The sequence below is a fragment of the Candidatus Poribacteria bacterium genome, assembly GCA_021295755.1.
In the GTDB taxonomy this organism is placed as follows: domain Bacteria; phylum Poribacteria; class WGA-4E; order WGA-4E; family PCPOR2b; genus PCPOR2b.
This window is the reverse complement of sequence record JAGWBT010000048.1, coordinates 4,144-29,417: the sequence shown is the minus strand read 5'-3', so window position 1 is coordinate 29,417 and position 25,274 is coordinate 4,144. Positions and strand designations below refer to the sequence as shown.

At 50.1% G+C, this 25,274-nt stretch carries 26 protein-coding genes and 1 pseudogene (1 of these 27 running past the window's edge); 7 read left to right on the top strand and 20 right to left on the bottom strand.

From position 1 onward, the window contains the following. Positions 1-2: 2 nt before the first annotated feature. Positions 3-1,142, top strand: a complete 1,140-nt coding sequence (locus J4G02_08890; GenBank protein MCE2394687.1) for a mandelate racemase/muconate lactonizing enzyme family protein — start codon at positions 3-5, stop codon at positions 1,140-1,142. A gap of 28 nt (positions 1,143-1,170) precedes the next feature. After that, entirely contained in the window at positions 1,171-2,133 is a 963-nt protein-coding gene (locus J4G02_08885) for a zinc-binding dehydrogenase (GenBank protein MCE2394686.1), read from the top strand. A gap of 35 nt (positions 2,134-2,168) precedes the next feature. Here the strand turns inward: J4G02_08885 and J4G02_08880 are convergent, their stop codons facing one another. The 8 genes from J4G02_08880 to J4G02_08845 form a co-directional block, all read right to left on the bottom strand. Then, positions 2,169-2,891 (bottom strand): 16S rRNA (uracil(1498)-N(3))-methyltransferase, encoded by a 723-nt coding sequence (locus J4G02_08880; GenBank protein MCE2394685.1) that lies wholly within the window; start codon positions 2,889-2,891, stop codon positions 2,169-2,171. Between the two features lie 44 nt (positions 2,892-2,935). Then, complete coding sequence (locus J4G02_08875) at positions 2,936-3,430, bottom strand: CvpA family protein (GenBank protein ID MCE2394684.1); 495 nt, start codon at positions 3,428-3,430, stop codon at positions 2,936-2,938. Between the two features lie 11 nt (positions 3,431-3,441). Then, the gene (locus J4G02_08870; GenBank protein MCE2394683.1) at positions 3,442-4,542 is read right to left on the bottom strand and encodes a tetratricopeptide repeat protein; all 1,101 of its coding nucleotides are present in this window, start codon (positions 4,540-4,542) and stop codon (positions 3,442-3,444) included. Positions 4,543-5,083: 541 nt separating this feature from the next. Next, a complete protein-coding gene (locus J4G02_08865; GenBank protein MCE2394682.1) occupies positions 5,084-6,187 on the bottom strand; it encodes an FHA domain-containing protein in 1,104 nt (367 codons plus the stop codon). 17 nt (positions 6,188-6,204) lie between these two features. Next, positions 6,205-6,813 carry an RNA polymerase sigma factor gene (locus tag J4G02_08860; protein MCE2394681.1) on the bottom strand — a complete coding sequence of 203 codons (609 nt, stop codon included), beginning with the start codon at positions 6,811-6,813 and terminating at the stop codon, positions 6,205-6,207. Between the two features lie 172 nt (positions 6,814-6,985). Further along, positions 6,986-7,543: a hypothetical protein gene (locus J4G02_08855; protein ID MCE2394680.1), complete on the bottom strand. Its 558-nt coding sequence runs from the start codon at positions 7,541-7,543 to the stop codon at positions 6,986-6,988. A gap of 122 nt (positions 7,544-7,665) precedes the next feature. Continuing rightward, on the bottom strand, positions 7,666-9,234 hold the full coding sequence (gene cimA / locus J4G02_08850; protein MCE2394679.1) for a citramalate synthase: 1,569 nt from the start codon (positions 9,232-9,234) through the stop codon (positions 7,666-7,668). A 38-nt stretch (positions 9,235-9,272) separates the two neighbouring features. Next, entirely contained in the window at positions 9,273-9,590 is a 318-nt protein-coding gene (locus J4G02_08845) for a tetratricopeptide repeat protein (GenBank protein ID MCE2394678.1), read from the bottom strand. Between the two features lie 281 nt (positions 9,591-9,871). Here J4G02_08845 and J4G02_08840 point away from each other — a divergent pair, with 281 nt between their 5' ends. Then, positions 9,872-10,750, top strand: a complete 879-nt coding sequence (locus tag J4G02_08840; GenBank protein ID MCE2394677.1) for a hypothetical protein — start codon at positions 9,872-9,874, stop codon at positions 10,748-10,750. Between the two features lie 118 nt (positions 10,751-10,868). Beyond that, positions 10,869-11,624, top strand: coding sequence for a phytanoyl-CoA dioxygenase family protein (locus J4G02_08835; protein ID MCE2394676.1), 756 nt, complete (start codon positions 10,869-10,871; stop codon positions 11,622-11,624). Between the two features lie 122 nt (positions 11,625-11,746). Here the strand turns inward: J4G02_08835 and J4G02_08830 are convergent, their stop codons facing one another. From J4G02_08830 to J4G02_08795, 8 genes are all read right to left on the bottom strand, one after another. Beyond that, positions 11,747-12,535, bottom strand: coding sequence for an exo-alpha-sialidase (locus tag J4G02_08830; GenBank protein MCE2394675.1), 789 nt, complete (start codon positions 12,533-12,535; stop codon positions 11,747-11,749). Beyond that, positions 12,525-13,007 carry an exo-alpha-sialidase gene (locus J4G02_08825; GenBank protein ID MCE2394674.1) on the bottom strand — a complete coding sequence of 161 codons (483 nt, stop codon included), beginning with the start codon at positions 13,005-13,007 and terminating at the stop codon, positions 12,525-12,527. The genes J4G02_08830 and J4G02_08825 overlap by 11 nt, the downstream gene beginning before the upstream one ends. Positions 13,008-13,034: 27 nt before the next feature. After that, complete coding sequence (locus tag J4G02_08820) at positions 13,035-13,439, bottom strand: hypothetical protein (protein ID MCE2394673.1); 405 nt, start codon at positions 13,437-13,439, stop codon at positions 13,035-13,037. Positions 13,440-13,458: 19 nt separating this feature from the next. Then, complete coding sequence (locus J4G02_08815; GenBank protein ID MCE2394672.1) at positions 13,459-13,668, bottom strand: zinc ribbon domain-containing protein; 210 nt, start codon at positions 13,666-13,668, stop codon at positions 13,459-13,461. A gap of 689 nt (positions 13,669-14,357) precedes the next feature. Continuing rightward, complete coding sequence (locus tag J4G02_08810; protein MCE2394671.1) at positions 14,358-17,729, bottom strand: hypothetical protein; 3,372 nt, start codon at positions 17,727-17,729, stop codon at positions 14,358-14,360. Between the two features lie 34 nt (positions 17,730-17,763). Next, on the bottom strand, positions 17,764-18,186 hold the full coding sequence (locus J4G02_08805) for a hypothetical protein (GenBank protein MCE2394670.1): 423 nt from the start codon (positions 18,184-18,186) through the stop codon (positions 17,764-17,766). Positions 18,187-18,259: 73 nt separating this feature from the next. After that, positions 18,260-19,186: a tRNA (adenosine(37)-N6)-dimethylallyltransferase MiaA gene (miaA, locus tag J4G02_08800; protein MCE2394669.1), complete on the bottom strand. Its 927-nt coding sequence runs from the start codon at positions 19,184-19,186 to the stop codon at positions 18,260-18,262. Positions 19,187-19,284: 98 nt separating this feature from the next. Further along, positions 19,285-19,983 carry a formylglycine-generating enzyme family protein gene (locus tag J4G02_08795; protein MCE2394668.1) on the bottom strand — a complete coding sequence of 233 codons (699 nt, stop codon included), beginning with the start codon at positions 19,981-19,983 and terminating at the stop codon, positions 19,285-19,287. 206 nt (positions 19,984-20,189) lie between these two features. Between J4G02_08795 and J4G02_08790 the strand changes: the two genes are divergently transcribed. The 3 genes from J4G02_08790 to J4G02_08780 are packed head-to-tail and all read left to right on the top strand — an operon-like array spanning position 20,190 to position 21,517. After that, a complete protein-coding gene (locus J4G02_08790; protein MCE2394667.1) occupies positions 20,190-20,435 on the top strand; it encodes a carboxymuconolactone decarboxylase family protein in 246 nt (81 codons plus the stop codon). Between the two features lie 60 nt (positions 20,436-20,495). Then, positions 20,496-20,771 carry a peroxidase gene (locus J4G02_08785; GenBank protein ID MCE2394666.1) on the top strand — a complete coding sequence of 92 codons (276 nt, stop codon included), beginning with the start codon at positions 20,496-20,498 and terminating at the stop codon, positions 20,769-20,771. An 8-nt stretch (positions 20,772-20,779) separates the two neighbouring features. Beyond that, positions 20,780-21,517 carry a class I SAM-dependent methyltransferase gene (locus J4G02_08780; protein MCE2394665.1) on the top strand — a complete coding sequence of 246 codons (738 nt, stop codon included), beginning with the start codon at positions 20,780-20,782 and terminating at the stop codon, positions 21,515-21,517. A 136-nt stretch (positions 21,518-21,653) separates the two neighbouring features. Here J4G02_08780 and J4G02_08775 read toward each other — a convergent pair whose 3' ends face one another. From J4G02_08775 to J4G02_08760, 4 genes and pseudogenes are all read right to left on the bottom strand, one after another. Continuing rightward, a complete protein-coding gene (locus J4G02_08775; protein ID MCE2394664.1) occupies positions 21,654-22,901 on the bottom strand; it encodes a hypothetical protein in 1,248 nt (415 codons plus the stop codon). Between the two features lie 93 nt (positions 22,902-22,994). Continuing rightward, positions 22,995-23,744, bottom strand: a complete 750-nt coding sequence (locus tag J4G02_08770) for an SDR family oxidoreductase (GenBank protein ID MCE2394663.1) — start codon at positions 23,742-23,744, stop codon at positions 22,995-22,997. Between the two features lie 16 nt (positions 23,745-23,760). Then, positions 23,761-24,786 (bottom strand): fumarylacetoacetate hydrolase family protein, encoded by a 1,026-nt coding sequence (locus J4G02_08765; GenBank protein ID MCE2394662.1) that lies wholly within the window; start codon positions 24,784-24,786, stop codon positions 23,761-23,763. 172 nt (positions 24,787-24,958) lie between these two features. Continuing rightward, positions 24,959-25,274: pseudogene (locus J4G02_08760) on the bottom strand (phytanoyl-CoA dioxygenase) (it continues 498 nt past the right edge of the window).

The following is a 25,274-nucleotide window of genomic DNA, read 5'->3' as shown; positions in this document are numbered from 1 at the left end:
TCATGAAAATCACAGACGTTCAGACCTTTATCGTTGGGAACCCGTGGAAAAACTGGGTGTTTATCAAACTCCATACCGATGATGGCGTTTACGGAGTTGGTGAGGCGACAAGCCATCGCAAGGCGAAAACAGCAGAGACCGCCGTCATTGAGATGCGCCGCTATTACCTCGGTCGCGATCCTTTCAATACGGAAGAAATTTACGAAGAACTTACAAAGGGAAGTGCCCCTTTCTATGTCAAAGCAGCGGTGGATATGGCGTGTTGGGATATCATCGGTAAGACAGTTCAGCTACCAGTTTACCAACTGATCGGTGGGGCATATCGCAATCGGATCCGCGCCTATGCTAACGGCTGGTATCAGGTGGACCGTATCCCTGAAGCATTTGCCGAGAAAGCCAAAGCGGTTGTCGAGAAGGGCTATACTGCACTTAAATTCGATCCCTTTGGAAACGCTTACGGACGAATTGCCCCTAGCGAGATTGACCTTTCAATCGATATCATTGCGGCGGTGCGGGAGGAAGTCGGTCCCAATGTAGAACTACTCATCGAAGGACATGGGCGTTTCGATCCGCTGCTCAGCGTCAAGATTGGGCGCAGACTAGAGGCGTTTGATCCGGGCTGGTTTGAGGAACCGGTGCGCTCACCACAAATAGACGACCTCGCTTTCATCGCCTCTAAGCTGCCGTTTCCCATTGCGGCAGGCGAAGGGTTATCCGGCAAAGAAGCATTTATGGAACTGCTGGATCGGAAGGCAGCGCAGGTGATTCAGCCGGATCCCATCCCCGCAGGCGGCATCACAGAGATGAAGAAGATCTGTGCCATCGCACACGCTTATCATGTGTCCGTCGCACCCCACAACGCACAAGGTCCTGTCTGTACCGCTGCTTGTCTCCATATCGATGCATCAACCCCAAATGTTATGATTCAAGAGGTATTTGAGGACTTTGCGACACCCTTCGCTGAAAAGATTGTTGATTATCCGATAGAGATCAAAGATGGTGATGTCATCATTCCGGACCGCCCCGGTTTGGGGATAGATCTCGACGAAGCAGAGATGACAAAATACCCCTATGATGAATCATACTTCTTGGATATGTACGGGGAAGGTGGCTGGGAGAAGCGAAATTTGGGCAACGCATAAAACGTGAGAGAAATAGGAGGCAATCCCGATGATTCGCGTGATTAAGCCAGAGGGTTTCGGCAATATTCAGTTAGAAGATGCACCTATCCCTGAAATCGACAATCGTCAAGTTTTGGTGCGGACGGAACGGACGTTGATTAGTCGTGGTTCTGAACTGTTCCGCCGTTATATCAGTGAGGAAGCACTTCCCCATTCGATTATGGGATATTCCCTTACTGGCACCGTCGAGAAGGTCGGAGCCAATGTCACCGAGTATCAAATCGGACAACGGGTGATGGCCGCTGCACCTCACGCACAATATGTCGTCGGCGATGCGGACTCGACGCGGGGGCATTTAGTCCCACTTCCCGATGATGTTTCCTTCGAGGCAGGTACGTTCCTTTTGCTTTCGACAGAGGCGACAGCGTGGGCGGCGTCGTCAGGGGCACAGGCAGGAGATACGATTGTCATTTTGGGACAAGGCGTTGTGGGCAGCTTGATGCTGCAGATCTTGCGCGGGTATGATCCTGCCAGAATTATCACTGTTGATGGGTTGTCGCTGCGCTGTCAACTCTCGAAGGAATTGGGAGCGGATGTGGTAATTAACGCTTCGGAAGCGGACCCCATCGAAGAGGTACAGCGTTTAACCGATGGGAAAGGTGCGGATCTTGTCGTTGATTGTGTCGGTGGACATGCGGGTGTCAAATCGTTTGATCAGGCGCAGGATATAGTTCGTAGGGGAGGCACGCTTCAGCTAATCGCATTATACCAGGGGGAACCGTTGCCGCTACATTCATCAAAGATTATGAGCAAGCGGCTTGTGGCAGGTATCCTTGTCGATGAACCGCTCTCACAAACTGCGTTTCGAGCATTGGAGAAGATTCGCACCGGAAAGATCCAGACCGATCGGATGATTACTCACCGCTTTCCATACAAGCAGGCGAAGGAGGCCTTTGATTTCTTGTGGAATACGCCGGGTGAAGCGCTTGCGGTCCTGCTGGTTTGGCGATAATCATCAATTTCTCACTGATAAAAGATATGTGATGCTCACTTGAGTTCATACATCACTGATGCTACGCTGACGATTGCAGCGGTCTCTGTGCGCAAGATGTTGTCGCCGAATGTTGCAGGTATGCAGCCGTTTTGAACTGCCAACTTCACCTCTTTGTCTGAAAACCCACCTTCGGGTCCTACAAAAAGCCCAACTGATTTTGCCTCTCCATGATTTCGTAATGTCTCTTTAAGTCCCTGCCGTTTTTCGCCCTCCCACAACAGAATTAACAGATCCAAGTCTACTACCCTTCCGAGACACTCTTCTAGCCTCTGAGGTGCAAATACGTGGGCAAAATGGGCGCGTTTGCACTGTTTGGCAGCTTCGTTTGCGATCCGTTGCCAGCGTACCGTCCGTTTCTGCTGTACGACCGCTTTCGGTATTGAACGCTCGCAAATCATCGGCGCGATTTCATTCACACCGATCTCGGTCGTTTTCTGTACGATTAGATCCATTTTGTCAAACTTGGGCAAGCCCTGAAATAGGGTGATATACGGTGGGGTGTGTGGGTGAAACTGATGCTGGAGGATTTTCGCCTGTAGTGGGGAGGTACGGGTATCATGAAGCGAGGCGATATAATGGTTGCCTTCCCCGTCAAAGATCTCAACGTGGTCACCAGCCCTCAAGCGGAGTACGTTGAGCAGGTGATGTCGCTCGGATTCGTTGATACGAATGGTATCTTCGGAGATTTGCGCGGGTGGAACATAGCAGCTGTGCATGGGTTGGTTCTGCCAGAAATTAGGGAGCCCTGAAGAATTGCCTTTTACATCGGTCCAAAATGTTCTTTAATTGCCTCCTCCCCAAAGTCGAAAACTTGCCTAGCAATCTCTAAGAGATCGGGGCCAAAACGAGAATTGGCAACGGCTTGTCTGGCTTCCTCTCCGCCGAAGCGATCCAACAACAAGAGAAAACATCCAATTAGAATAGCACTAGATACCACTCCAAAAGCGCCTCCGATGATGTGGTTGACCCACCCTAAGACGCCACGCTCTACAACCTTCTGAATGTGACTAAACACCATATCAATTACGATGCTCACAGCGGCGACAATAGCGATAATACTGATCCACTTAGCGAGCGTTTCTTGCTTTATGAAACGGAGGAGGAAAGGGGTCACGTCTTGCCAGACTTGGCTAGCGACGAATGCACCAGCAGACAGAGCAGCAATTCCCCAGACGCTCCGTGTAAAGCCTGCCCGCAGGCAGCTCAGACCACCGACACCAGCAATGATTACGATGGCAATATCAAGTTTTCCCATGACTAATCCTCCTAGATGGTCATGCAATGCCCCACGCTTGAAGCGACGATTTCTTTTTCTGTTTTCCCGAACACTACTTGAAATGCTGTATCGGTCGATTTTTCGTCGCCGAGGTTTTCGAGAACATCTCGGAGCACAGCAAAACCGAATTGCTGTATCAGGTATTTGGTGATTGCGTAGGACTGGAGGTATGCTAAACGGCGTTGCTTCTCCGGAAGGTTCCGAAACGGTTTTTGCAGGAGGTGGAGAGGTAAGAGATGTTTATCTCGACTTGCTTGTTGTAGGTGCGTCTTCTCGGAGTTCATTAACGGACGTGCAACAAATTGAGCAAGTCCTTCGTCGAGCCAGTTGGGACATCGCCCACCCGCCAGTAGATCAATAAGAAGATGTGCCCATTCGTGGCGAATGACTGCGTATAAAACGCCGAGACTGGAATCGCTATAAGGACGGTAAGTCAGCCGAATACTTCCATTGTCATAGCAAGCGACCGCCCACTGTGGGAGAGAAGCATCCGAAAACAGTGTGTGATTTCCAACTTCAACCGGAGATGCTGTGCTGTGCACCGACGTTGTGACTTGTGACGTATCTATTTGCTTGGCATCTTCAATAAGAACAGGAATCTTGTGTTGCGGGTGGCATTGGAAAATTTTGCCGACCTCATGATAAGTGTGTTCGATAATTTGCGATACGGTTAATAATAAATTCTGTGGGATTGTGCACCTGCCGGTTAGTGTGAAGAACTCGTGTTCGATTGCGGGGCTGCTTCGCTGAACTGGATCGGTTGACTGATGTTGGTCGGCGGCATTAAGGGCTAGATTTAGTTTATCGGTTAAGCTATCGTAAACACTTTTCTCCTCGAGAATACGTTTCTTCCGGCGAAGGGCGGTTGGATAGCCGGGACGTAGTCTTAGCGCAGTCTCCAGCGATTCGATCGCTTGATTCCAGCACCCCAATTTTTCATACGCCTTTGCCAAGTCTGCATACGCCTCCACACACATCGGATCGATTTCTAAGCCCGCCAGATAATATTCAATGGCTTGGGCATAACAGACTTGCCGATAAAGATTTGCAGCACGGTTAAAATGGGCGAAAGCAGCTTGTCTCTGACTCATGGGTAGAAGATGAAGTTTCTATACGCCTGTTGTCCTAGCCCGACGTTACGATCGGAATTCAAAACAGCTAGGGCTAATGAAGTATAATATGTAATGCGTAATACGTAAAAATCAACGGAACGAGGACTTCCATTCCCTACGAATAAACTTCATTGCGCCGGTTTGCTAGGGCTATGCTGATCCATCGGTTGTGAGTGTTGGGTTTCACTCTCGCTATTTGTAAGAAGATAGTGTTGACAAGCAATAACTCTACTGTCCTTGATAGTGAGGCGCTTTCAACCGTTCAACCCAACCTACGGTGCTATCCACTGAATTATCAGGGTATTGAACAGGAGGCATGTAGGATTTAACAGTCATTTAGGTTGAAATATTATACCTTAGACGATTCAAAATTCAAATAGAAAAAAACCGCATCCCTCTCTCCATGTTGTGGTGGAAAGAAAAATGCGGTATGTAATAATAGGCGGCATATTGTATATGCCCAAACCTATCTGTTTATTTTTATTGCACTGCATCACGAAATCACAGACAAACTCATTGGCTAAATGTGTTCAATGTGCATGACTTCACAGACAATTTCACTGAACCCAATGTGCATGCCTGGTTCAACGACGGTTGGCTCCTCTATACGAAAGCCATCAAGGTAAGTCCCGTTTTTGCTACCGAGATCGGTAAGATATACCTCGCCGTTTTTCAGATTAAACCGAGCATGTAGGCGAGAGAGGGTTCCTGTTGAATCAGCAAATTTGATTTGCGCTGCTGCGCTGCGTCCGACTGTCATTTCTTTGAAATGGACCCAGTGGACCTGTCCGACATCGGGTCCTTCTACGACTTCAAAGGAAACACCTAGGACACTAGCATCCCGCCGGAATGCAGCCACTTCAAGTACCTGTCCGCCAATCTGTACCCTAGAGGCGACATGAAGTGTTGTTGGTTCAGTAATTTTAGCGCCATCAACCGACGTGCCGCTGTCGCTGTCAAGATTTGTGATCAGCAGCTCATCGTCATCAACGGTGAGTAACGCATGACGTTGTGATACAGGGGTGTTGGCATCTAACTGGACAGCTACCTCCTCCCCACAGCCGATAATCATAGGTTGGAAAGAGATGTCATACTCACGTCCAACCTCATCGCCCTGCGCAACCTTCAATTTCAGGTGACACGCCTCTACTGGAGACGTTGCCGATTCTACCGCTTCACCTTCAAGGATGACCGTCTCATTAAGCGGATCTACCGCTTCAGGAATTGGTGGCGGTAGATCACCGGAAACATTTGGTAAGGCAAGTTCACTATCACTCCCGACCAGATCAGGGCTGTATGCTGGCGCCAAGCCAATTTCATCGCCTAGCAGCGCATCATCTTCCGGAGCGTCACGACCAATCAACTGCATCAAATTATTAGCGATGCGTCGTTTTGCTCCAGGAAGTGGGGTGACGTTTTCTCTTTCCTCAAAACGGTGATGTGCAAAATCAATGAGCTCTTTCAAAGGGTCCAACTCTGGATATTGCTCGCTCGCTTTTAACAACCGGGTTTGCTTGCGAGATAGCCGTTCTCCTCGGATTCTGCGTGTATGAATCTCTAGCATCTCCGCTTTTCTTACTTCATCTTTACTGAAATTTTGTGTTATTTTTTTCCAAAATTTCATTTTAGACCCCCTAATCATTAAACCCATTTTAAACCCTTTCTGGTAAGAATTTGGCGTAACTCTTCTGTGCAACGGAAGATCCAGATTTTCACAGTTCCTTCCTTACGCTGGAGTGTTTGCGAAATCTCGGCAATACTATACCCTTCCAGATGGCGCAGAATCCAAGCAACTCGGTGATTCGGCTTTTTCACCATCTGGAGTGCCCATTCAAGAATCTCTTGAGCTTCTCGGGATTCGACCTGTTTTTCAGGCGTTGGTCGCTGGTCTTGGTATTCAACAAGTGGCAATTCAGATTCATCCTCCATACTTAAAAGTGCCTCGCGAATTCTTTCTTTTTTGCGAATAGCATCAATTATTGTATTTTTTGCAACAACATTCAACCACGCTTGAAAACTACCTTGAACAGTATCCCACTTCCCGATCTTCTGCCACACTTTCATAAAGATATCTAAGGATATTTCCTCCGTATCCTGATGATTGCACAGCATTCGATATGTTTTACTATAAACCCAGTTGTAATGTTTATCAAACAACGATCGAAAGGCCTCTTCGTTTCCAGCCTTTGTCAACGTTGCCAGTTGTGTGTCTTCTTGATCCGATAGGTCATCGATCATTTTATCTGTCACGGCAGGCGCCTCCTTAGTCCCTATCGTTTCCAAGATCGTACTATCCTAAACGTCATCAGGAGAGAATCTGTTTCAGAAATTGTCGAGTTTAACTAAAAGTTCCAAAAGCTCCAAATCTTCGCAAGGTTCAACGGACGAACTTTGGTGCAATCTGAGATGTGATAGCGAAATTTCACGCCGCCATTAATAACGTGACCGCCGTCTTCAGAGCGTCCTGTTCTATCCTTAGTTTCACGAGTTCAGCCTCATGCTTCACATATAAAATCGTGTTCTCAAGGTTCATCGGACTCGCGATCTCTTGGATAATTTTGTGCAAGCGTTTGACATCCGTTTTCTTGAGGCTTGTTTCCTTTTCTACCTCGGCATACAGTTCGTCGACATTCTTGGGTGATGTCTGTCGTGGCGATGATTTTTTCTTCGCCGATGGTACGTTTTTCTGTGCAGCTCGGGTGGATCGCTTTCGCGTCGCAGCTTTTTTAATCTTTCCGGCTTCGATCGCGTTTATCCCACAATCTTTGCACAGCTTTGCGGTCACCGGCTCGATCGTCATCGTCACAACCAGATCTGTGATTGACCCGCAAGCTTCGCATTCGGTAAGCCCTTCGATATGTGTGAGGATTGCCCCCTGCAGCTTGAGCAGCTTTTCCTTGTCTGCTTTGTTAGTTCGTTTTTGCTCACAGATCTGGATAATCTCTTGCGCTGCCTTAGCAATCTGTTGTAAATCAGTCATGCGAAACCTCCTATTGATTTAATTATCGAATTGTTACATATATTGTAACAAATAGAAGCACTTCTGTCAAGCATTAAGACTGATTTAAGAGGTGATTTTCCTCGCTTTGTTTGCGAATCGTTTTACGTCTCACGGCTGTCTTTGTAGAGCTTGTATTCCAAGCTATCCGTGAGGGCTTCCCAGCTCGCCTGTATGATGTTTTCTGATACGCCAACCGTACCCCAGTGCTCCCGCCCATCACTCGCTTCAATCAGCACACGCACTTTCGCGCCGGTGCCGGCTTGGGTGTCCAAAACGCGTACCTTATAGTCGGTGAGATGGACATCCTGTAGCGAAGGGTAGAAACGCTCAAGCGCTTTGCGTAGAGCGCTGTCAAGGGCATTGACGGGACCATCGCCATCAGCGGCGGTGTGTTCGACCTCACCATCGGGTGCCATTACTTTAATCGTCGCTTCAGACCGTATGCCGTGGTCTTTGACTTTTTCAATAATCACACGAAATCCGAGTAGATCGAAAAATGGCTGATACCCGTCCAAGAGTGTACGGGTCAGCAGCTCAAACGACGCATCGGCAGCTTCATATTGATAGCCTGCATTTTCAGCTTCCTTCAACCGATCGAAAAGGGCGATCACTTCCGGTGAATTTTTGTCGTAATTTGGATAGTGTCTTTCGATCTTTTTCAGGATAGCGCTTTTACCCGCCTGATCTGAGAGTAAGATGCGTTGCTCATTGCCAACCATCTCCGGATTTATATGTTCAAAGGTGCGCGAATTTTTTCGCACAGCGTCAATGTGCATACCGCCTTTGTGGGCGAACGCGGAACTCCCGACGTACGGCTGACGCTCGTCGTGCGGCAGGTTCGCCAATTCACTGATGAGGCGTGATGTTTCCGTCAGTTGGCTGAGTCCTTCTTCGCTGATGCAGTCGATTCCCAATTTGAGTTTGAGAGTCGGGATGATAGAGGCGAGATTCGCATTGCCGCAGCGTTCACCGTAGCCGTTGAATGTTCCTTGCACATGCGCTGCCCCCGCTTGCACAGCAAGAACAGTGTTTGCAACCCCCACGCCGGCATCGTTATGGGTGTGGATGCCGACCGGCAGATCAATCTCTGCCATGACTGCCCGGACACCTTCCTGAATTTCTAGAGGCAATCGTCCCCCGTTCGTGTCGCATAGCACGACGCATCTGGCACCGCCCCGTGCTGCCGCTTTGAGGGTTTGCAAGGCGTAATCCGGCTGGTCGTCATAACCATCAAAGAAGTGTTCTGCGTCGTAGACGACCTCGCGTCCGTTCTCGACCAGAAAACGGACTGAGCTTTCGATGAGTTCGATGTTTTCCTGTGCTGTGACACGAAGTACGTCTGTCGCGTGGAGTTCCCAACTTTTTCCAAAAATCGTGACGGTGCGGGCACCTGTATCCAGTAACGCTAGCAGATTGGGGTCTTCACTAGGTTGATAGCGCGGATGGCGCGTGCTGCCGAAAGGCACGACTACCGCCTGCTGGAGTTCAAGCGACTTTGCACCTTTGAAAAACTCCATATCTTTTGGATTCGAGCCGGGATATCCGCCTTCGATGTAATGGATTCCCAGACGGTCAAGGGCTTTGATGATAAGTAGCTTGTCCTCAACGGAGAAAGCGACACCTTCCCCTTGGCTTCCGTCTCTGAGCGTTGTATCGTAAAGTTCAAGCATATTGCTTGTGTTTTCTCCTCGTCTGCAAATACTATGTATTATGTTCCCATCTGTAGCTGGTGTGATTTTGCCATTGCGTCTTCCGCTTCCTGAATCATCCCTTTGCGCTGGTAACACATCGATAAACTGGTGTAATTAAGTGGATCATTCGGGTCTATCTCGATTGCTTTTTTGATCGCCTCAATTGCCTCGTCATATCTGCTCATCCGTTCATATGCGTGCCCAAGTCCAATATGTCCATCCACATAATCGGGGTATTGTTCGAGGAGTGTATTGAACACAGTCACCGCCGCCTCAAGTTCGTTGTTCCCGAAATGTGTTAAAGCCTGATCGTAAAGTTCCTCTTTTGTTGCCATGTTTTTTCTCACTTTCGCTTATCCCGCCGAGTCAGGATCCCACTCCCATTCGATTCGTGCGAAGAAGCCACTTGATTGGTAGATAACCTAATCATTATACTTTTGACACGTGGGAATGTCAAGGAGGGAGCGGGGAATATAGAAATATGCAGATGCACATCGGATTGACCGTTTGACTCAAATCGGCAACTATGCTATAATTTTTTCTTGTATTGATCAATCTTTTGAGCGATTGAAATCACCATGACGAACTAGCTATTTTTTTCTAAGAGAGGTTAATAATGCCGAAGCGAGTCAACAAAGCAATTGAATTACTTGAGCAAGATCAGCCCGTCTACTATACAGGCAGCCACACAGGTGCCAATCTCACCTACGAGGCTGGTAAGGAGATGGCAAAAACGTGGGCAGACTACATCAACATCGGTATGGAGCATGGTCCCCTCGATTTTGTAGGTTTGGCGAATTTTATGCGCGGGCTTGTGGACGGTGGACCGACCAACAGCGGTCATCTGACGCCGGCGGTCGTTGTAGAGTTGCCGATGGACGGTTCAAGTCCTGATGTTATGCGAGCGAATGCGTGGCAGCTCAGGCAGCTATTGGCGATAGGTGTACACGGTCTTCTGCTGTGTCATGCGGAGTCCCCAGAAGCGGTGAAGGCATTTGTCGAATGTTGCCGCTATCCGTTCCAGACGATTGGCGTCGGCACCCAACTGGATGTCGGACGCAGGGGTTCAGCAGGACAAGGATCTGCAGCACCCATTTGGGGCATTTCTGTCGACGATTACCTAGGAAAAGCTGACCCTTGGCCCCTAAATCCTGAAGGTGAACTCATGCTTGGGCTGAAAATCGAGAACGTGCGAGCAATCGCTAATACCGAAATGACGCTTCGGGTGCCCGGGATCGCCTTTGCTGAATGGGGACCTGGGGACCTCGGTATGTCGTTTGGTTACAAGAACACCCCAAGTCCGCGTCCGCCTGAAATGACTGAAGCGAGAAACCGGGTATATACCGCATGTAAGGAGACGGGTGTCGCGTTCTTGGAAGGTGGCAGTATAGAGACGCTCCCGGAAAGAATTGATGGGGGTGTGAGGGTTATGGGCGGCAGCCCTGAGATAGCGGAAGCTGGCAGGTCTTATAGCGGCAGGACCATGCCTGTCTAAGTCAAAGATGTGGATTGTCGGACAGGGCGCGTGGGTATACCGCGCCTTATCGTGAAACGTGATGCGTGAAACGTGAAGTCACTGCATTTCAGGTTTTACGTTTTACGCTGCATGTTTCTTGACAGCAGATGTCAAAGCTGCCATAGATTGCTTGGCAACTTACGGTTACTGCCTGCTTGAGGACCGCATCCCTGAAGACACGGCACAACGCATGGCGGAACGATTCCTCGAACTGCACACCGACTCACAGTGCCAAATCTATAATACGGGCGATCAGTATTATCAAACCTTATTCGGTATGATGAATCTGGATGATCGTGTTTGGATGTGTGCTAGCCATCCGGACACGGTGGCGGTTGCGCGACATTTTTTGGGGCAGAATTGCCGGGTGGTCGAAGCGTGCTCCAAGCCGACGTGGCCCGGTGCGCCGGGGCAGCATCTACATGTGGACTCTGCGCGTGAATTCCATGAAGTGCCAGACGTGCCATGGATTATCAACAGTATTTGGATGCTGACAGATTTCACGGTGGAGAACGGTGCAACGGGTGTGGTGCCGATGAGTCATCGTTCACGTCGGAAGACTCCGCCATCGGACATCACTACAGACAGCCCATTGATTAAGCCAATTACCGGTAAAGCAGGCTCGGTTATTATGTGGCATGGCGGCACCTATCACCAAGCTCGCGCAAATACCAGCGATCAGATCCGTGTCGGATTGAATATCGCCTACTACCCACCGTGGTTCAACAACTGGATCGAAGGCGGTCATCAACCGATTTGGCCCGAAACGTATGAGCGGATGCCGCCGGAGATGCAGCAACTATGCCCCGGTCTTTTGGGACACAACCGTGCGGATCGATATGAAACTCTCTAGCCATGTTAGTTCATCGGTTGTGATTGTTGGGCTTCACTCCCGCTATCTGTAAGAATACGGTATTGAAAGAAAGAAACTTTACTATCCTTGATAGCGAGGTGCTTTCAACCGTTCAACCCAACCTACGTACTGCCACTCATCAACCACTCCAAGTTAAACCGCGCCACACTAATCTTCTCCCTGTCGCGCACCACCCCGTTGGTATACAGACAAAGGATTGTCCCCTCCGCCATCACCGCGAGGTCGGAATAGCGGGATAGTCCTCGTTCAACCCTACGCGAAAAGTCCCAACTCCTGCCTTCGTCGCGACTGATACGAACCGTTATATCTTTCGTCGGTGATGGACTGGAAAACAGGAGGAGATCTTCACTTCCTCCCTCGCCTCCACGGTATCGGATTAGCCCTGCATGGAGATTGGCGTCCGGTACTTCCTCGTGCTGACCCTGTTCACAGAAGGTCTCACCATAATCGGTGCTGCGTGCGAAGTGTCGCTTGCCGGTGGCAAGGGTGTTCTTGCGATAACTGACGTAGATGCCGCCCTCGCTCACGGTTTCTACAAGACTGACCTCGTCCGAGCCTTCGGGCAGGACAGCACCCACCTTCCAACTCTGTCCGTGGTCGTCGCTGTACAATAATCCACCACGAACCCCCGGCACCTGCCCTGATTCGCCCTCTTTGTAAAGAAACGCTGGCATGACCAATCGTCCCTTGCAGGGACCAGCAGCGAGTTGGACGCCGTGGACGCAGTTGTTGGGCCAACCCACCCAACCTTCAGCGTTCGGTTCCGGGCTTACATAGAAGGGATCAGACCAACTCCGCCCCTGATCGGTGCTCTTGAGCAGGTAGAAACCGCCTCCCTGCTTGGCGTGTTCGCTGAAGTAACCGAGGTCGTCCAAGATATCAGCGGGCATTTTCCAGAAAGCGACAATCCTCGAAGATGGGACCGAGATAGGTGAAAGCCCCTTTCTCCTCGAAGATGACCTCCTGTCGCTGCCAAGTGGCACCGCCATCCGCGCTACGTGACATCAAGATGTCAACTTGGTTGCCTCCGTCCCCCATCGAACCGTGTCGTTTTTGACACACGGCGATAGCTGTCCCTTGTGTTGTGACAATCAACCCCGGCAGATGGACACCGAACCCGTCGTAGTCGTGATACTTCAAGGCTGAAAGATCCACTTCGATCGGCATGTCGGCGAGGGCTTCCCTCTCCTCTCTAGTTAGCCCTGTCAGATGGATGAGGACAGATTTTGGCTCGCGTGTGCTATAGTAGATTTGGGCGTTAGCGCGCTCTGCTCGCTCCCAGTGGTGGGCTGGGGCTTGGGTCAACGCCTCGCCCTGTCCGGGCAGGAACACGTCGATTTTCTCAAAGAATGCTTGGCTCATGTTTTCTCAACTTTCCTCGTCGATACGTTAGGCAACCCCAGTCTTAAAGAACCAAAATAGGTAGGCAAGTACAAAGATCATCCAAATCCACGCAACCGTTTTCATCACGCGGCTTAACCGACCTTTTTTCGTGACATGCCACCCAATGTGATTGAATAGTACCCCCAACATAACCATAAAACTGAGGTTAACGGGAGAATCAATTTGCCAACCAAAAAGCAGTAGGACCCTCAAGTGAAAGACAAGTACGCAAAGAATAAGCAGTAGGAAACCGTATTTGAAGCTGAACGCTGTCGAAATTATGCCTCGTCTCCTTTTTGACTCCTTTTCCTTTTCAATTTGGATGCTCTCTCTAAGTGCCCGCTGCCGTTCCTGTTCGTCTTCAATTTTGGCTTGTAGTTGCTGTTTTTCAGCGTCGGTGAATACCCTCATGGGGAACCACCTCCCAACGTTAATTGGTGAAGAAATCGAAGATGTTACTCAGGCGTGAGGTGTCTGCTCTGTAGACCTCGGTGTATTGGCATTGCATACATGAAACGGTAGTGAACTTTTTGTTTTGGACATCGAACAACTTGGCAAGTGTGCCACCCGTTGCTTGGAAAATATCGGTCTCGAACTCATCATTGTCGCATTTGGGACATTTCCATTTTTCGTGTCGCATGCTTTCTTTTTCCTTTTATTACGCTCTGTTGACCTTTGGGTGTCGAGAATATGAATCTCGACCTACAAGCTATCTGCCAGTATTGGACGGGAGGGTCGGGCAAGATGCCTGATCTACGCACGTGGTGTGTTTTCATACACATATCGCACCGCTGGGGCTTTTTGTTGTGACGATCCGCTCTTGCTATATACATTGCGCTCCTCCCCGATAAATCGGGATTCAAAACTGGAGCACGGGAGATTCGGCGCATTGCTTTCTATAGACATATCGCTCCTCTGGAGCGAAGAAAACTTTATCTACTTTCCATACACCCCTCGCCGCGTTGGGATTTTAGGTGGTAGCTCGGATTCCAATATGATAGCGGTGAAAAGGCGTTAGGGCGAAAACCAAGTCCATAAATGACAACGCTCGCCGCGGGACACGTGGAGAGGGTAAACGCCCGTGGAGCGACGGTAAGACTCTGGCTTTCAGAGCACGTCTCGCCGAAGCGGGAATACAGCGTCCCTGACGGGAGTTAGTCTGTTGAAAGAATCCCAAGTATTTATGCTTGGGAGTGGTCAATAAACGCAGCTACAATTGTATCGAGCGTTATACGGGGCCCGCTAACAAGAACAACACCGTTAGCTACTTCTAGTGGGGCTGGTTCTGATTCAATTAAAAGTGGCATATATAAATTCACGCATCATGTTTCACTTCGCCAGAAATTCATAGTACTGATCGACCAACCTCCGGTACTCAGGCGGCACATCTTCTTTAAGCACCTGTGCGAGTTGCTTCTTTTCCTGAATTGTGGTGAGGCGTTCTTCGATCGCACGCTCAAGTTTCCTAAGTTCACGCAAAGAGAAATCGTAGACAGGAAACGGTGCCCTCCGGGTTCCGGGACGATTGTCCATAGCGCGGATCGCGTCAAGCCAGAGTTCTCTGAGTTCGCGGTCCGACTCCGCGCCTCCCACCTGTGCCCCTTCATCCCCCTGAGCGTCTCCTTGTCCCTGGGCTTCCATTGCTTCTTGGGCACGTTGCTGTATCTGTGCTTGTTGTTCGGACAACTGTTGCTGCCGTGCCTCCTGTTCAGACGATAGCGGTGTCTCCTGATTGTCCATCGCCTCAAGCTCACGTTGGATGTCCTGCATCTGAGTTTCCCAACTTTCGATCTGATCCAATGCCGTGTCGAGCTGCTCCTCCTCTGTTTCCGCTAGATTTGCCCTCGCTTGCTGTAGGTCATCTCGTGCCTCCAAGAGGGTGTCGAGTACCTCCCGTTGCTCCCGCTCGGAATATTGGAAGTTTCGCCACTGCAATGCCCGTTGTGCGTCCTCCATATTTTCGGACGCTTGTTCCTCAATAATGCGACGGTTTGCGTCCGCAACATTTCGCGCCGCTTGGGGTTCGTTTTCGTTAAGTGTCTCCCGCAGATTCGAGAGATTGCGTTGCAGCTGCTCAAGGTCTCGGCGGAGGGTTCGCTGTTGATTTGCCAACTCAGAAGCATGCCGCGCATCTTCAACGCTAATGCCATCCTGTCGAGTTTCTTCCTCAAGCGTTTCTGTTTGTTCTCGTATCTCCGATTGTTCAGCCGTAAGTTGGTCGAGTGACTCGGTCACATCATCAAGGGCCTGATCGGTATACTGTGCGGCGACCTTCTCAAGTTCCTCGATCGCCTGCTGCAGGTTTTCTTCGGCTTTTTGCCCCTTCGCAGCTCCCATCTGTGGCTGTCCAGCCCCCATGGTCTCTGAAGCTGCCTGCATATTTTCAGATGCCTGCCCTAGTGCTTCACCTGCTTGAACCATACGCTGTCCTGTATTGTTTCCGGCACCCTGTCCAACTGACTGCCCCATCTGTTGGGCTTGCTCTGCCATCTGTTGGGCTTGTCCTGCCAACTGTCCCTCTTGCTGGCTATTTCGCTGCATCTCTCGCTGCGAAGGCTGACCCTCCCGTGCTAACTGCTGGCTTTGTTCTGTGAGTTGTTCCTGTTGGGAGAGCATATCTCTCGCTTGATCCAATAGCTCTTGCGTTTGTTCGCGCATCTGCTCATCCAACTCATTTTGATCTTGCTCAATTGCGTCTTGGAGATCCTCCATGTCCATCTCTATATTATCGGCAGCTGCTTGGCTGCCATTCGACCGCATCTGTGTCAAGACCTTATCTAACTCCATCATGGCTTTGGTGAGGAGTTCGAGGGCGTCCTGTTCATGTGGGAGTGCCTCTTTCGGTTTTATGGCAAAGAGTTTATCACTCGCTTCACCCATCTTGCCGATGGCTCCCTCCAGATTCATCAGCATTTCGGGATCTACATTTGCATCGCGCATCGACATACTCAACTCATCGGTAACCCGCTGCGTTTTGTCTTTGAGTTGGTCCTGCTCTTTGCCTATCTGTTTGACAGCAGATTGATAATCTTCCATCATGGGGGACGGACGCGAGTGGATGTGCTTCCATGTTTTTTTAATAATTGTCCGTTGATCTGCGATTAAATTGGGGAACGGTTGGCCTTCTGGACTTTGCTGCCCCTCTGCATCCATCTGCATATACCGTTCATTGAACGGGCGCACCTCGATAAAATAGAGTTCAGAGGTGCTTGTCCCCGGACCGGTCCGCGTATTGTTATCGGTGGCTTGGGCATAATAGGAGATAAGTTCCCCCGGTTCCACATCGAGTTCTTCGAGATAGAAAACATAAGCACCGGAGATTATTTTTTCCGCTTTAACCTCGACAGTTTCCACCGGCAATTCTTGCGCTTCACCGGATCCGATGCTGTACATCAACATCATGTTTTCAACGCCGTAGTCATCCGTCGCCTCTGAAAGGACTCTGACCTCCTCTAGTTTTGTAGCTTTGACATCCCTGCCCGGCTCTTTAATGACAATCTCAGGCGGTTCATCGGGGATCGCCGTGATGGTGTATTCAATTGGGATTTGGTTATTGAAGCCATCAACACAAAGCAGTTTAACGGTATACTTTCCGTCATTCAGCACATCAAGGGTCGTAGTGAGTGTACGGCCATCGAAGATTAGCATGGGGGTTGGCTCTTGCGCCTCCACTGTGAGCGTTGCTGATTGGATGGCTTTGTTAGTCGTGATACGGACCTCTGCTTGAGATCCGGCGACAGCGCGGATGTTTCCCTCTCCCTGCTGTATAATCGGCTTCAACTTTGTGTATTCGGGGTAGGTGTAGGCAATCTCAATAGCAGTAAGTTTGGGAGTATCAAACACTTCAACGGTATAACGTTCCGATTCTACTCCATTCGCTGTCACATAGTATTCCATATTTTCGTTGATGTTGAAGAGTTCGTAGCCAAACCTGCGTTTCTCACCTTCAATTCGCATCATATCAATTTCCTGATGCTGCAATTCCGCGTCAACCCCTGGGGCTCCCTTTGTATAAATCAGCCGTGCTTTATCGGCAGCTTTGCCTGTTACTTCGAGGTTGATTGCAAGGCTTCGACCCCGTAGAGTGCGTGCGTTCCCCGGTTCGACGGTCAGCTTTGTCGTGAACACCGGCTCAGTTTTTTCCCAAGGGCTCAGTAGGCGATTCAGAGAAGTGTTAAGTTCGGTAGGAAAAATCAAGGCTATGAACGCGCATCCGGCGAGTGCGGCAACCGCAATACCGACTTGCTTGCGTTTTTTGCTTTTATCAACTGTTGCTTTGAAATCAATTTCCTCAGTACGCTCTACGGCATCCGTAACCAATCGCTGCAACAGATGTGATTTAATTGGATCGTCGGTTTCCACCTCGCCGAATTGGAGGGCGCTAACGAGGCGATCCTCAAGGTCTTGGTGCTTCCGCTCGACGTTGAGTGCGACATCGTGCGGCGTCAGTTTTGCTCGAAGCGGTTGAATAAGGTATCTATAGAGCAGGTAGCCTACAGTGCCAATGATACCGATCAGCAGCACAAGGCGAATGCTGCCCGGTAACGGCATCAGCAGATCTACAATCGCTGCACCGGCGAGAATCGCAATCAATCCAATGAGGGCAATTGCACAGCCGGTCCAAAATAGGGTCCGTTTCCAGACACGGTGGGCTGCCAAAACTCTTGCTTGTAGCTCTGTGTAACCTTCCCTTGCTGCCATTGTTTACCTCCAGTTTATTTTTTATTTTGTAGTGCTACCGCAGCTGATAGATATATCCCTCGTCAACGTGGTGGTCGCTGCCTCCGACATGATAAGCATGTTGCGGAAACTCTTTATTCGCAAGACTATTTCCGTTTCGCAATGCGGTAATCAACCCATGATTGGTTTCGGATACCTTGATATCGGATAGATTCAGACGAGGCTGGGTGTCTGGAATCTGGGAAAGGATGCGCCGTATTTTCGTATAACTTTTCAGCGGTCCCTCTTTTTCTACTTCGGGCAGGGCAAAAACAAGACGCCAAGAATTTGATTCCAACCGGTAGATCCACAAAGCCGCCTGAACGTCAAAATTTGCTTTATTCAGATGACGCAAGACGTTAGCGCCTGCATCAATCATTTCCTTTGTAAGTGGTTCTTTTGCTATGATTTTCTCTATTACCACCACCTCTTCAGCCATGATAGAACTCCATTTTTTCTTGCTGCGCACGCCTTATAAAGATCTCGCACTTTTGATACTGACATTTTATCCATTAGACGAGGTTCTTTGCCAGAAGGTTATCCACAATTCCGTCTATTGATGAAAACTGAGAGATGCCCAGCCATTCAATCCGTGGATCGTTGCAAAACCATGTCAACTGTCGTTTGGCGAATCGGCGGGTGTTCTGTTTTAAGAGTGCAATTGCTTCATCAAGTGTGCATTTTCCGTCCAGATGGTCTATGAGTTCCTTGTATCCGAAACTCTGCATTGCGACGCAGTTCCGTGGATAGCCCTGATCTAATAACCTTTTGACCTCTTCAATAAGACCAGCCGCTACCATCTGATCGGCACGATCTTCAATCCGTCGATAAAGCGTCTCACGCGGCATGTTAAGCCCAAACGCCCGGAATGGGTAGCGGGGTTTATTCCTCTTCCACTGCTGCTGCAGAGCAGAAATGGGTTTCCCTGTCAGTTCGTAAACCTCTAAAGCACGAACGACTTTGACGCGGTTATTTGGGTGCACCCGATTTGCGGTCTCTGGATCGCATTGACGCAGCCGTTCATGCAGAGCGACGTTGCCATGTTCGTCCGCTTCCCGTTGGAGTTTTACTCGAATCTCCACATCCGCACCGGGACCGTCGAAAAGCCCATCAATGAGACCCCGAAAATACAGTCCCGCCCCGCCGACAGCCATCCCCTGTTTGCCACGTTCGTGAATCTCTTTAATCGTGCTATCTGCCAATCGCTGGTATTCTGCGACAGAGAAGGGTTGATCCACATCCACACAATCAATGAGGTGGTGGGGCACTGCTTGCCGTTGATCTGGCGTTGGCTTTGCCGTGCCGATGTCCATCTCCCGGTAGATCTGCCGCGAATCGAGTGACATAATCTCGGCGTCGAGGTGCTGCGCAAGTTGAATCGCTATTTCGGTTTTACCGACAGCGGTGGGACCAACGATGCAAATCAGTGGAGATTTCATAGCGTGAAGCGTGAAACGTAAAACGTGAGAACCATTTGGTTCATTACTGAACTAGTAAACTTAATGGGTTCATTGAGTCATTGCACCATGAGAAACAACTAATCAATCGTCATCGCGCATCGGAATCCGAAGTCGCTGAACTGCTTTTCTGGGCTGAGACTGCTCCGCGCTGCACAGCGAGCAAAGCGGACCCTATGACGCCATGAACCGCCGCGTGCCACACGACGATCGCTGTGTCTTGGGCCCGTCGGATTGCGATCCGGTGAGATTGCGTAGTAAGCTGGATCGTAATTATCAGCACACCATTCGTGGACGCCTTCTGACATATTGTAAAGCCCATAACCATTAGGACCGTCAGTCCCAACTGGGAAATGCGGCGCATTTCGTCCGCCCACATGGTCCTCATGCAGCTCATCGCCCCACGGATACTCCCTACCTTCCAATCCACCTCGCGCTGCTTTTTCACGCTCCGCTTCCGTTGGGAGACGATAGGGTTTGCCAATCAAATCCTCTAACCATTCGCAATAGATGCCAGCATCATACCAACTGGGTCCAACAACCGGCTGGTCTGGGCCCTGAAACTTGGACTCACCCCAAAACCGTGGCGGTGGATGGCCTGTCATCTCCATAAAGGACTTATACTCCCGATTGGTCACAGGGTATCGGGCGATGCCGAAAGCATCCACCCATACACGATGAATAGGTTGTTCGTTCGCCGCACCGTTGTCGCTTCCCATAAGGAAATCTCCTTCGGGGATGGTGACTATATCGGGTTCAATGAGTTCCGGTGTTCGCATGAGGGGGGAGTGTCCTCCTAGGACTATTTAGTCTTCGGCTTTGTAACCATTTTGTTTGAAAAGCCGCAACCGGAAGATTGATTCCAACGTTTCAAGTCCATAGGGACTGAGAAACGCCGATTCCGTTTCTTGGACTCCGATAAAAGGTGCGCCATTATAGCACTATAACTTTTTAGATGTCAACTTCAACCTTAAGGTAACAAAAAATGGCATGGATCCGAACCGTTCCCGAATCAGAGGCGACAGGTATCGTCAAAGAAGAGTATGAGGCAGCCATCAAGCGTGCCGGACGAGTTTACAATATCGTCAAGTTGCTCAGCATCAAGCCGGAAAGCCTCAAAGTGTTCATCAATCAGTATGAGATTATCATGTTTGGTCCCTCCAAATTGAGTCGGACGCAACGGGAGATGATAGCGACAGTGGTTTCACAGATTAACGCTTGTCGATACTGAGTCCAGGTACATGGTGAAGACCTGCGGGAACAGGTCAATGCAGATCAACTGGCTAGTCAGATCAAAACAGATTTCCGCTCTGCGGATTTGGACGCACCTACGAGAGCAATCCTAGAATTTACGGAGAAGGTTACCCTTGCCGCTTACACAGTTCAACCATCAGACCTGGATCTACTCAGATCGCACGGCTTGGATGATGAAACAATCTTTGATGTCGTTGAGGTTGTCGCGTTCTTCAATTCTATCAACCGGATTGCCGATGCACTGGGGATTGAGTTAGAAAACTTTCTTGATACGGTAAATTTGCCATCAGTACCTGCAGCTGGAGACGATTGAAAATTGAGATGTCAACCAAGCCAAACCTTGAGGGTTACTTTTCTGCTGTCATCGAAGAAGGGTTATATCCAAATAGAGGAAATCTTCAATTCCACCTGAGAACTTTGTTCAAGGACATCGCTCTCGAAAACAGACGGGTGCTTGATATCGGAGGCGGGAGCGGCTTACACAGTTTCTATGCGGCTTGTATGGGTGCTAAAGAGGTTGTATGTCTCGAACCGGAAACGGAGGGAAGTCGCTCTGGGATGGGGGCAAAGTTTAGGAAGTTAAATGGGATGCTCGGATACGATCAGGTAAAATTTGAACCGGTTACTTTTCAAGCCTTTGAGCCTAAGGGAAAACAGTTCGATATTATCTTGCTCCACAACTCAATAAACCACCTAGATGAGACTGCTTGCATTAACCTGCTCAACGATGAAGCGTTCAAAGCGACTTACCTGAATATGTGTTCAAAACTTAGTTCATTTGCAGGTCGTGGGGCAAAGTTAATCGTTTGTGACTGCTCAAGATACAATTTCTTCGCCTTACTCAGAATTGGGAATCCTTTTGCTCCCACGATAGAGTGGCATAAGCATCAAGCACCAGAAGTTTGGGTGGATCTTTTAAGTCAGGTCGGATTCGTTAATCCGAGAATCAGATGGACCTCTTTTAATACACTGCGCTCGCCGGGGAAAGTCCTATTGGGCAATAAGCTGCTATCCTATTTTCTCAGAAGTAACTTCCGCTTCACAATGGAAAAGCCCTAAACTCGGCGGGTTGTGATAACCTTTGGTGCTCATTTGGTTCTTCAGTTCATTTTCTTTTTTTACGTTTCACGCATCACGTTTTACGTCATCAACAGTTGCAAACCAGCACCATTGATTGATAGGGTGCACAACGAACTCAAGGGGAATTCTGTCGCCATCTTGGGTTGGATATTGGGCTTCGCGCTTCCTTAATCACCGCATCCAGCGTCACCATCGGCTCGTTCCCTTCTTGTTGCAGGAATGCTGGGATGCCTGCCGGCACACAGAAATGTTCGTGGGGTCCCACCTTCTTCTTGACGCCAGCCATCTGCACAACCCCTTGTCCGCGGACAACGGAGACAATGCAGAAGCGATCAGTTCGCAGGTTCAACCCATATCCATTGACGCGCGCCACGGACAACTCCAACCCCCCAATCCCACCTCCATCAGTAGCTGAAGCCGGGATGATTGGGTAACGCACAGGGGAGAACCTCCCCGCAGCCTTCTCGATTTCGCGTTCGAGATAGATCGTCTGATTCATTTGACGGCTGTAAACGGGTATCTTTTCAAGTTTGTCTAGATCAATCGGTTGCGCCTCCACGTCCAGAAACACGCCCCACCCGCCGCGTGTCAATGATCCGAAGATAAACGGGACATGATGCTGCATCGTGCTATCGTTGACATACCCGTGTCGCACTTGCGGGGGGATAGGCATCGCGTAACCTTCGTCCACTTCCGCATAGAATTCGCCGAGAACCGTATTACCATGCAACGGTCCGTAGCCCAGATGGATCTCAACACCGTCTTGATGAAGATGAAATGGTACATCCGACCGGGGTCCGTCAAGATATGCCAGATTCCACGAGTGATAATCCCCATAAACGAGCGGTACAATCGTGATACCGAGATTTGGCACGATGAAACTCGCTTGCTCCGGGGCATGCGTATCCAGCGTTGTATGAACGCCGTTGCCGTTGGCGATCTCTTCCATCAGCTCGGTGAACCGATCTCGAACCTTCCGCATTGACTCCAGCTTGCACGTCTCGACTCCTTCGGTCAATGAGTCAATAACCCTTGGGATGTTCGTAGCATAACGGTAGAACGTAGAGATCAAGGCACGAAAGTCGGGTTCCACGGCATCCATCGTTTGATTTGCTAGGTCTACCAAAAGTTCTACTGCCCGCTTGCGATGCGCCTCGGTGAGTGGATCACACATCTCAATTTCATCAATTGCCAATCGTGTGGCGTGAAAGGCACCAATTGTATGACCTCGGAACGCGTAGCTGTACAACCGTGCTAGCGCAACATCTTCGGGCGTAATTTCGGCGGGTGTGCGCCCTTTCTCGTGGCTCTCACGCGCTAAGTCAACAAGCCGTGCATAGTTAGGATGGACCTGCATGGTCATTCTTTTCCGTCTCCCTGCCCGTAGGGGCAACCCTTGTGGTTGCCCTTATCCCTTTGGGCAGGCACAAGACCTGCCCACTGATCGCTGCTTTGCCTAACCCGCCGTAAATCCACCGTCAATTGGTAGCGCAATCCCTGTTACGAAAGCAGATTCGTCCGACGCCAAAAACAGTGCACCGTAGGCAATCTCCTGCGGTGTGGCGAGGCGTTTCATCGGGTGTTGCTCGGCGAGTGCCTGATATTCCGCCTTGGTTTTCAGGACACCTGCTAGGAGCGGGGTTTCGGTGAAACCTGGACACAGGCAGTTGACACGGACGTTGTCGGTGGCATAGTCGAGTGCCATACCACGCGTCAGGTTGGCGACCCCGCCTTTGGTAGCGACGTAAGCCGCGCGGGTCGGCGCGCCGACGAGACCGTAGATCGATGCCATGTTGATAATCGAACCGCCACCATTCTTAATCATTTCGGGGATAGCGTACTTTGAGCCGAGAAAAACCCCTTTTAGGTTGATGTCAACGCAGCGGTCCCAATCTTCCTCCGGCAACTCCACGACGGGCAAACGCATCGCAATGCCTGCGTTGTTGAAAAGTACATCCAACTTGCCGTAAGCGCTAATCGTCGACTTCACCATTGCCTGTACATCTGCCGCCTCTGTTACATCGGTCCGGATGAACGTCGCCTTGCCGCCGTCAGAGTTAATCTGGTCAACCACTTCGTTTCCCCCGGCGTCGTCCAAATCCGCTACGACAACCGTAGCACCTTCCTTGGCAAATAGGAATGCCGTTGCCTGTCCGATGCCGGAGGCAGCACCGGTAATGATTGCAACTTTACCTTCCAGTCTCATAGTACGTCATTCTCCCCTACTGTTTTTCCTGCCATGCCGCTGGATTCGCCGATTTCTCCTCAATCTGATTACGGAGCAGCCCAATCCCCTCAACCTCTAGCTCAATGACATCGCCGGGCTGAATCCAACGATCCAACTCCCAACCGCAGCCTTTGCCAACTGTGCCAGATCCAAGAAAATCGCCCACACAAAGGGTTTCGGACTGCGAAACAAAGGAGATCATCTCTGCAAAAGTGTAATACATATCCGACGTATTTCCGTCCGCCCAAACTTCGCCGTTGACCCGTGCAATCATCCGCAAGTTATACGGATCGTCGATTTCGTCAGGTGTTGCGAGGCAGGGTCCCATAATATTGCTGTTGTCGAAATCCTTCCCTTTGGCAGGACCAAGGGCCAACGTCATGTGGCGAAATTGGATGTCGCGTGCGCTGATGTCGTTATAGATTGTGTAGCCGCCGATATAGTTTGGCGCATCTTCAACCGATATATTTTTCCCCTCTTTGCCGATATAAACGCCCCATTCCAACTCAAAGTCAAGTTTGTCGGTGTAGTTGGGCCACGTCACGGGTGCCTCATGTCCAGCGATGGAAGCGGGACTCGTGCTACCACGATAATAGTTCGGCAGCTTGAACCATTCGGGGGAGATTTCCTTGCCGGTGATCAATGCAGCGGCATCCATGTGCGTCTTGAACACGCCGAAATCCCGCAGGCTAGCAGGACGTGGGAATGGTGCAAGCAGCTCCACCTGATCTGCCGAGTAAACAATCTGTTCGCCTCGGATGCCGGTGGAATTGGTGCCATCAAGGCGTTCAAGGCTCACCTGCGCCGCCTTTCTCGATCTTTCTCCCCGTTCAAAGTATTGGATCATGTCCGACGGCAGAATCGCCTCCGCACTCTGATAGGCAGCGGATTGCCCCTGTGTCTCTGATAGATGGAGCGCATAGGCAGAATTGAGATCGACGATTTGGTCGTCGTCAATCATCGCGCCGAGTCGAGGCTGTTTCCCAAGTTGTGTTGTGAGTTCAAAGGTAACCAGTTTCATTGATATTCCTCGGTTTTTTCTTTTTGTTGTTTCAAGTTCTATTTTTCACAATCATCCCTGCTACGGCAACAGTTTTTCCTCCAAATAGAATAGCACATCATCAAGGGGCTGCCAATAAAAAAGGAGAAGCGAAACATCCGCCTCCCCTTTTTGAGCTTTCAGTCCGCAGCTTCTAACGCACATACTCCTCTCCACGATGCTCCATTAACCACTGTTTCAACGGCACATCTTCATCGGTTGGCTGCCACCAGCCCTTGATATCTACCCCGTCCCCAAGTAGCTGCCGACGAATCGGATCGCATTTAGCGAGGAGTTCGGGCGGCATCACATTATAGTCAAGTCCGCGCAGCCAGCGATAACTGTAGCCGATGAACAACACCTTCCGTGTTACGTCCGAAAAATTCCAACCGCGAGAGTGCCATAACCGGCGGTCAAACAACACTGCTGTCCCCGGTTCAATCTGCAACTCAATTGCACCGTCCGGATCG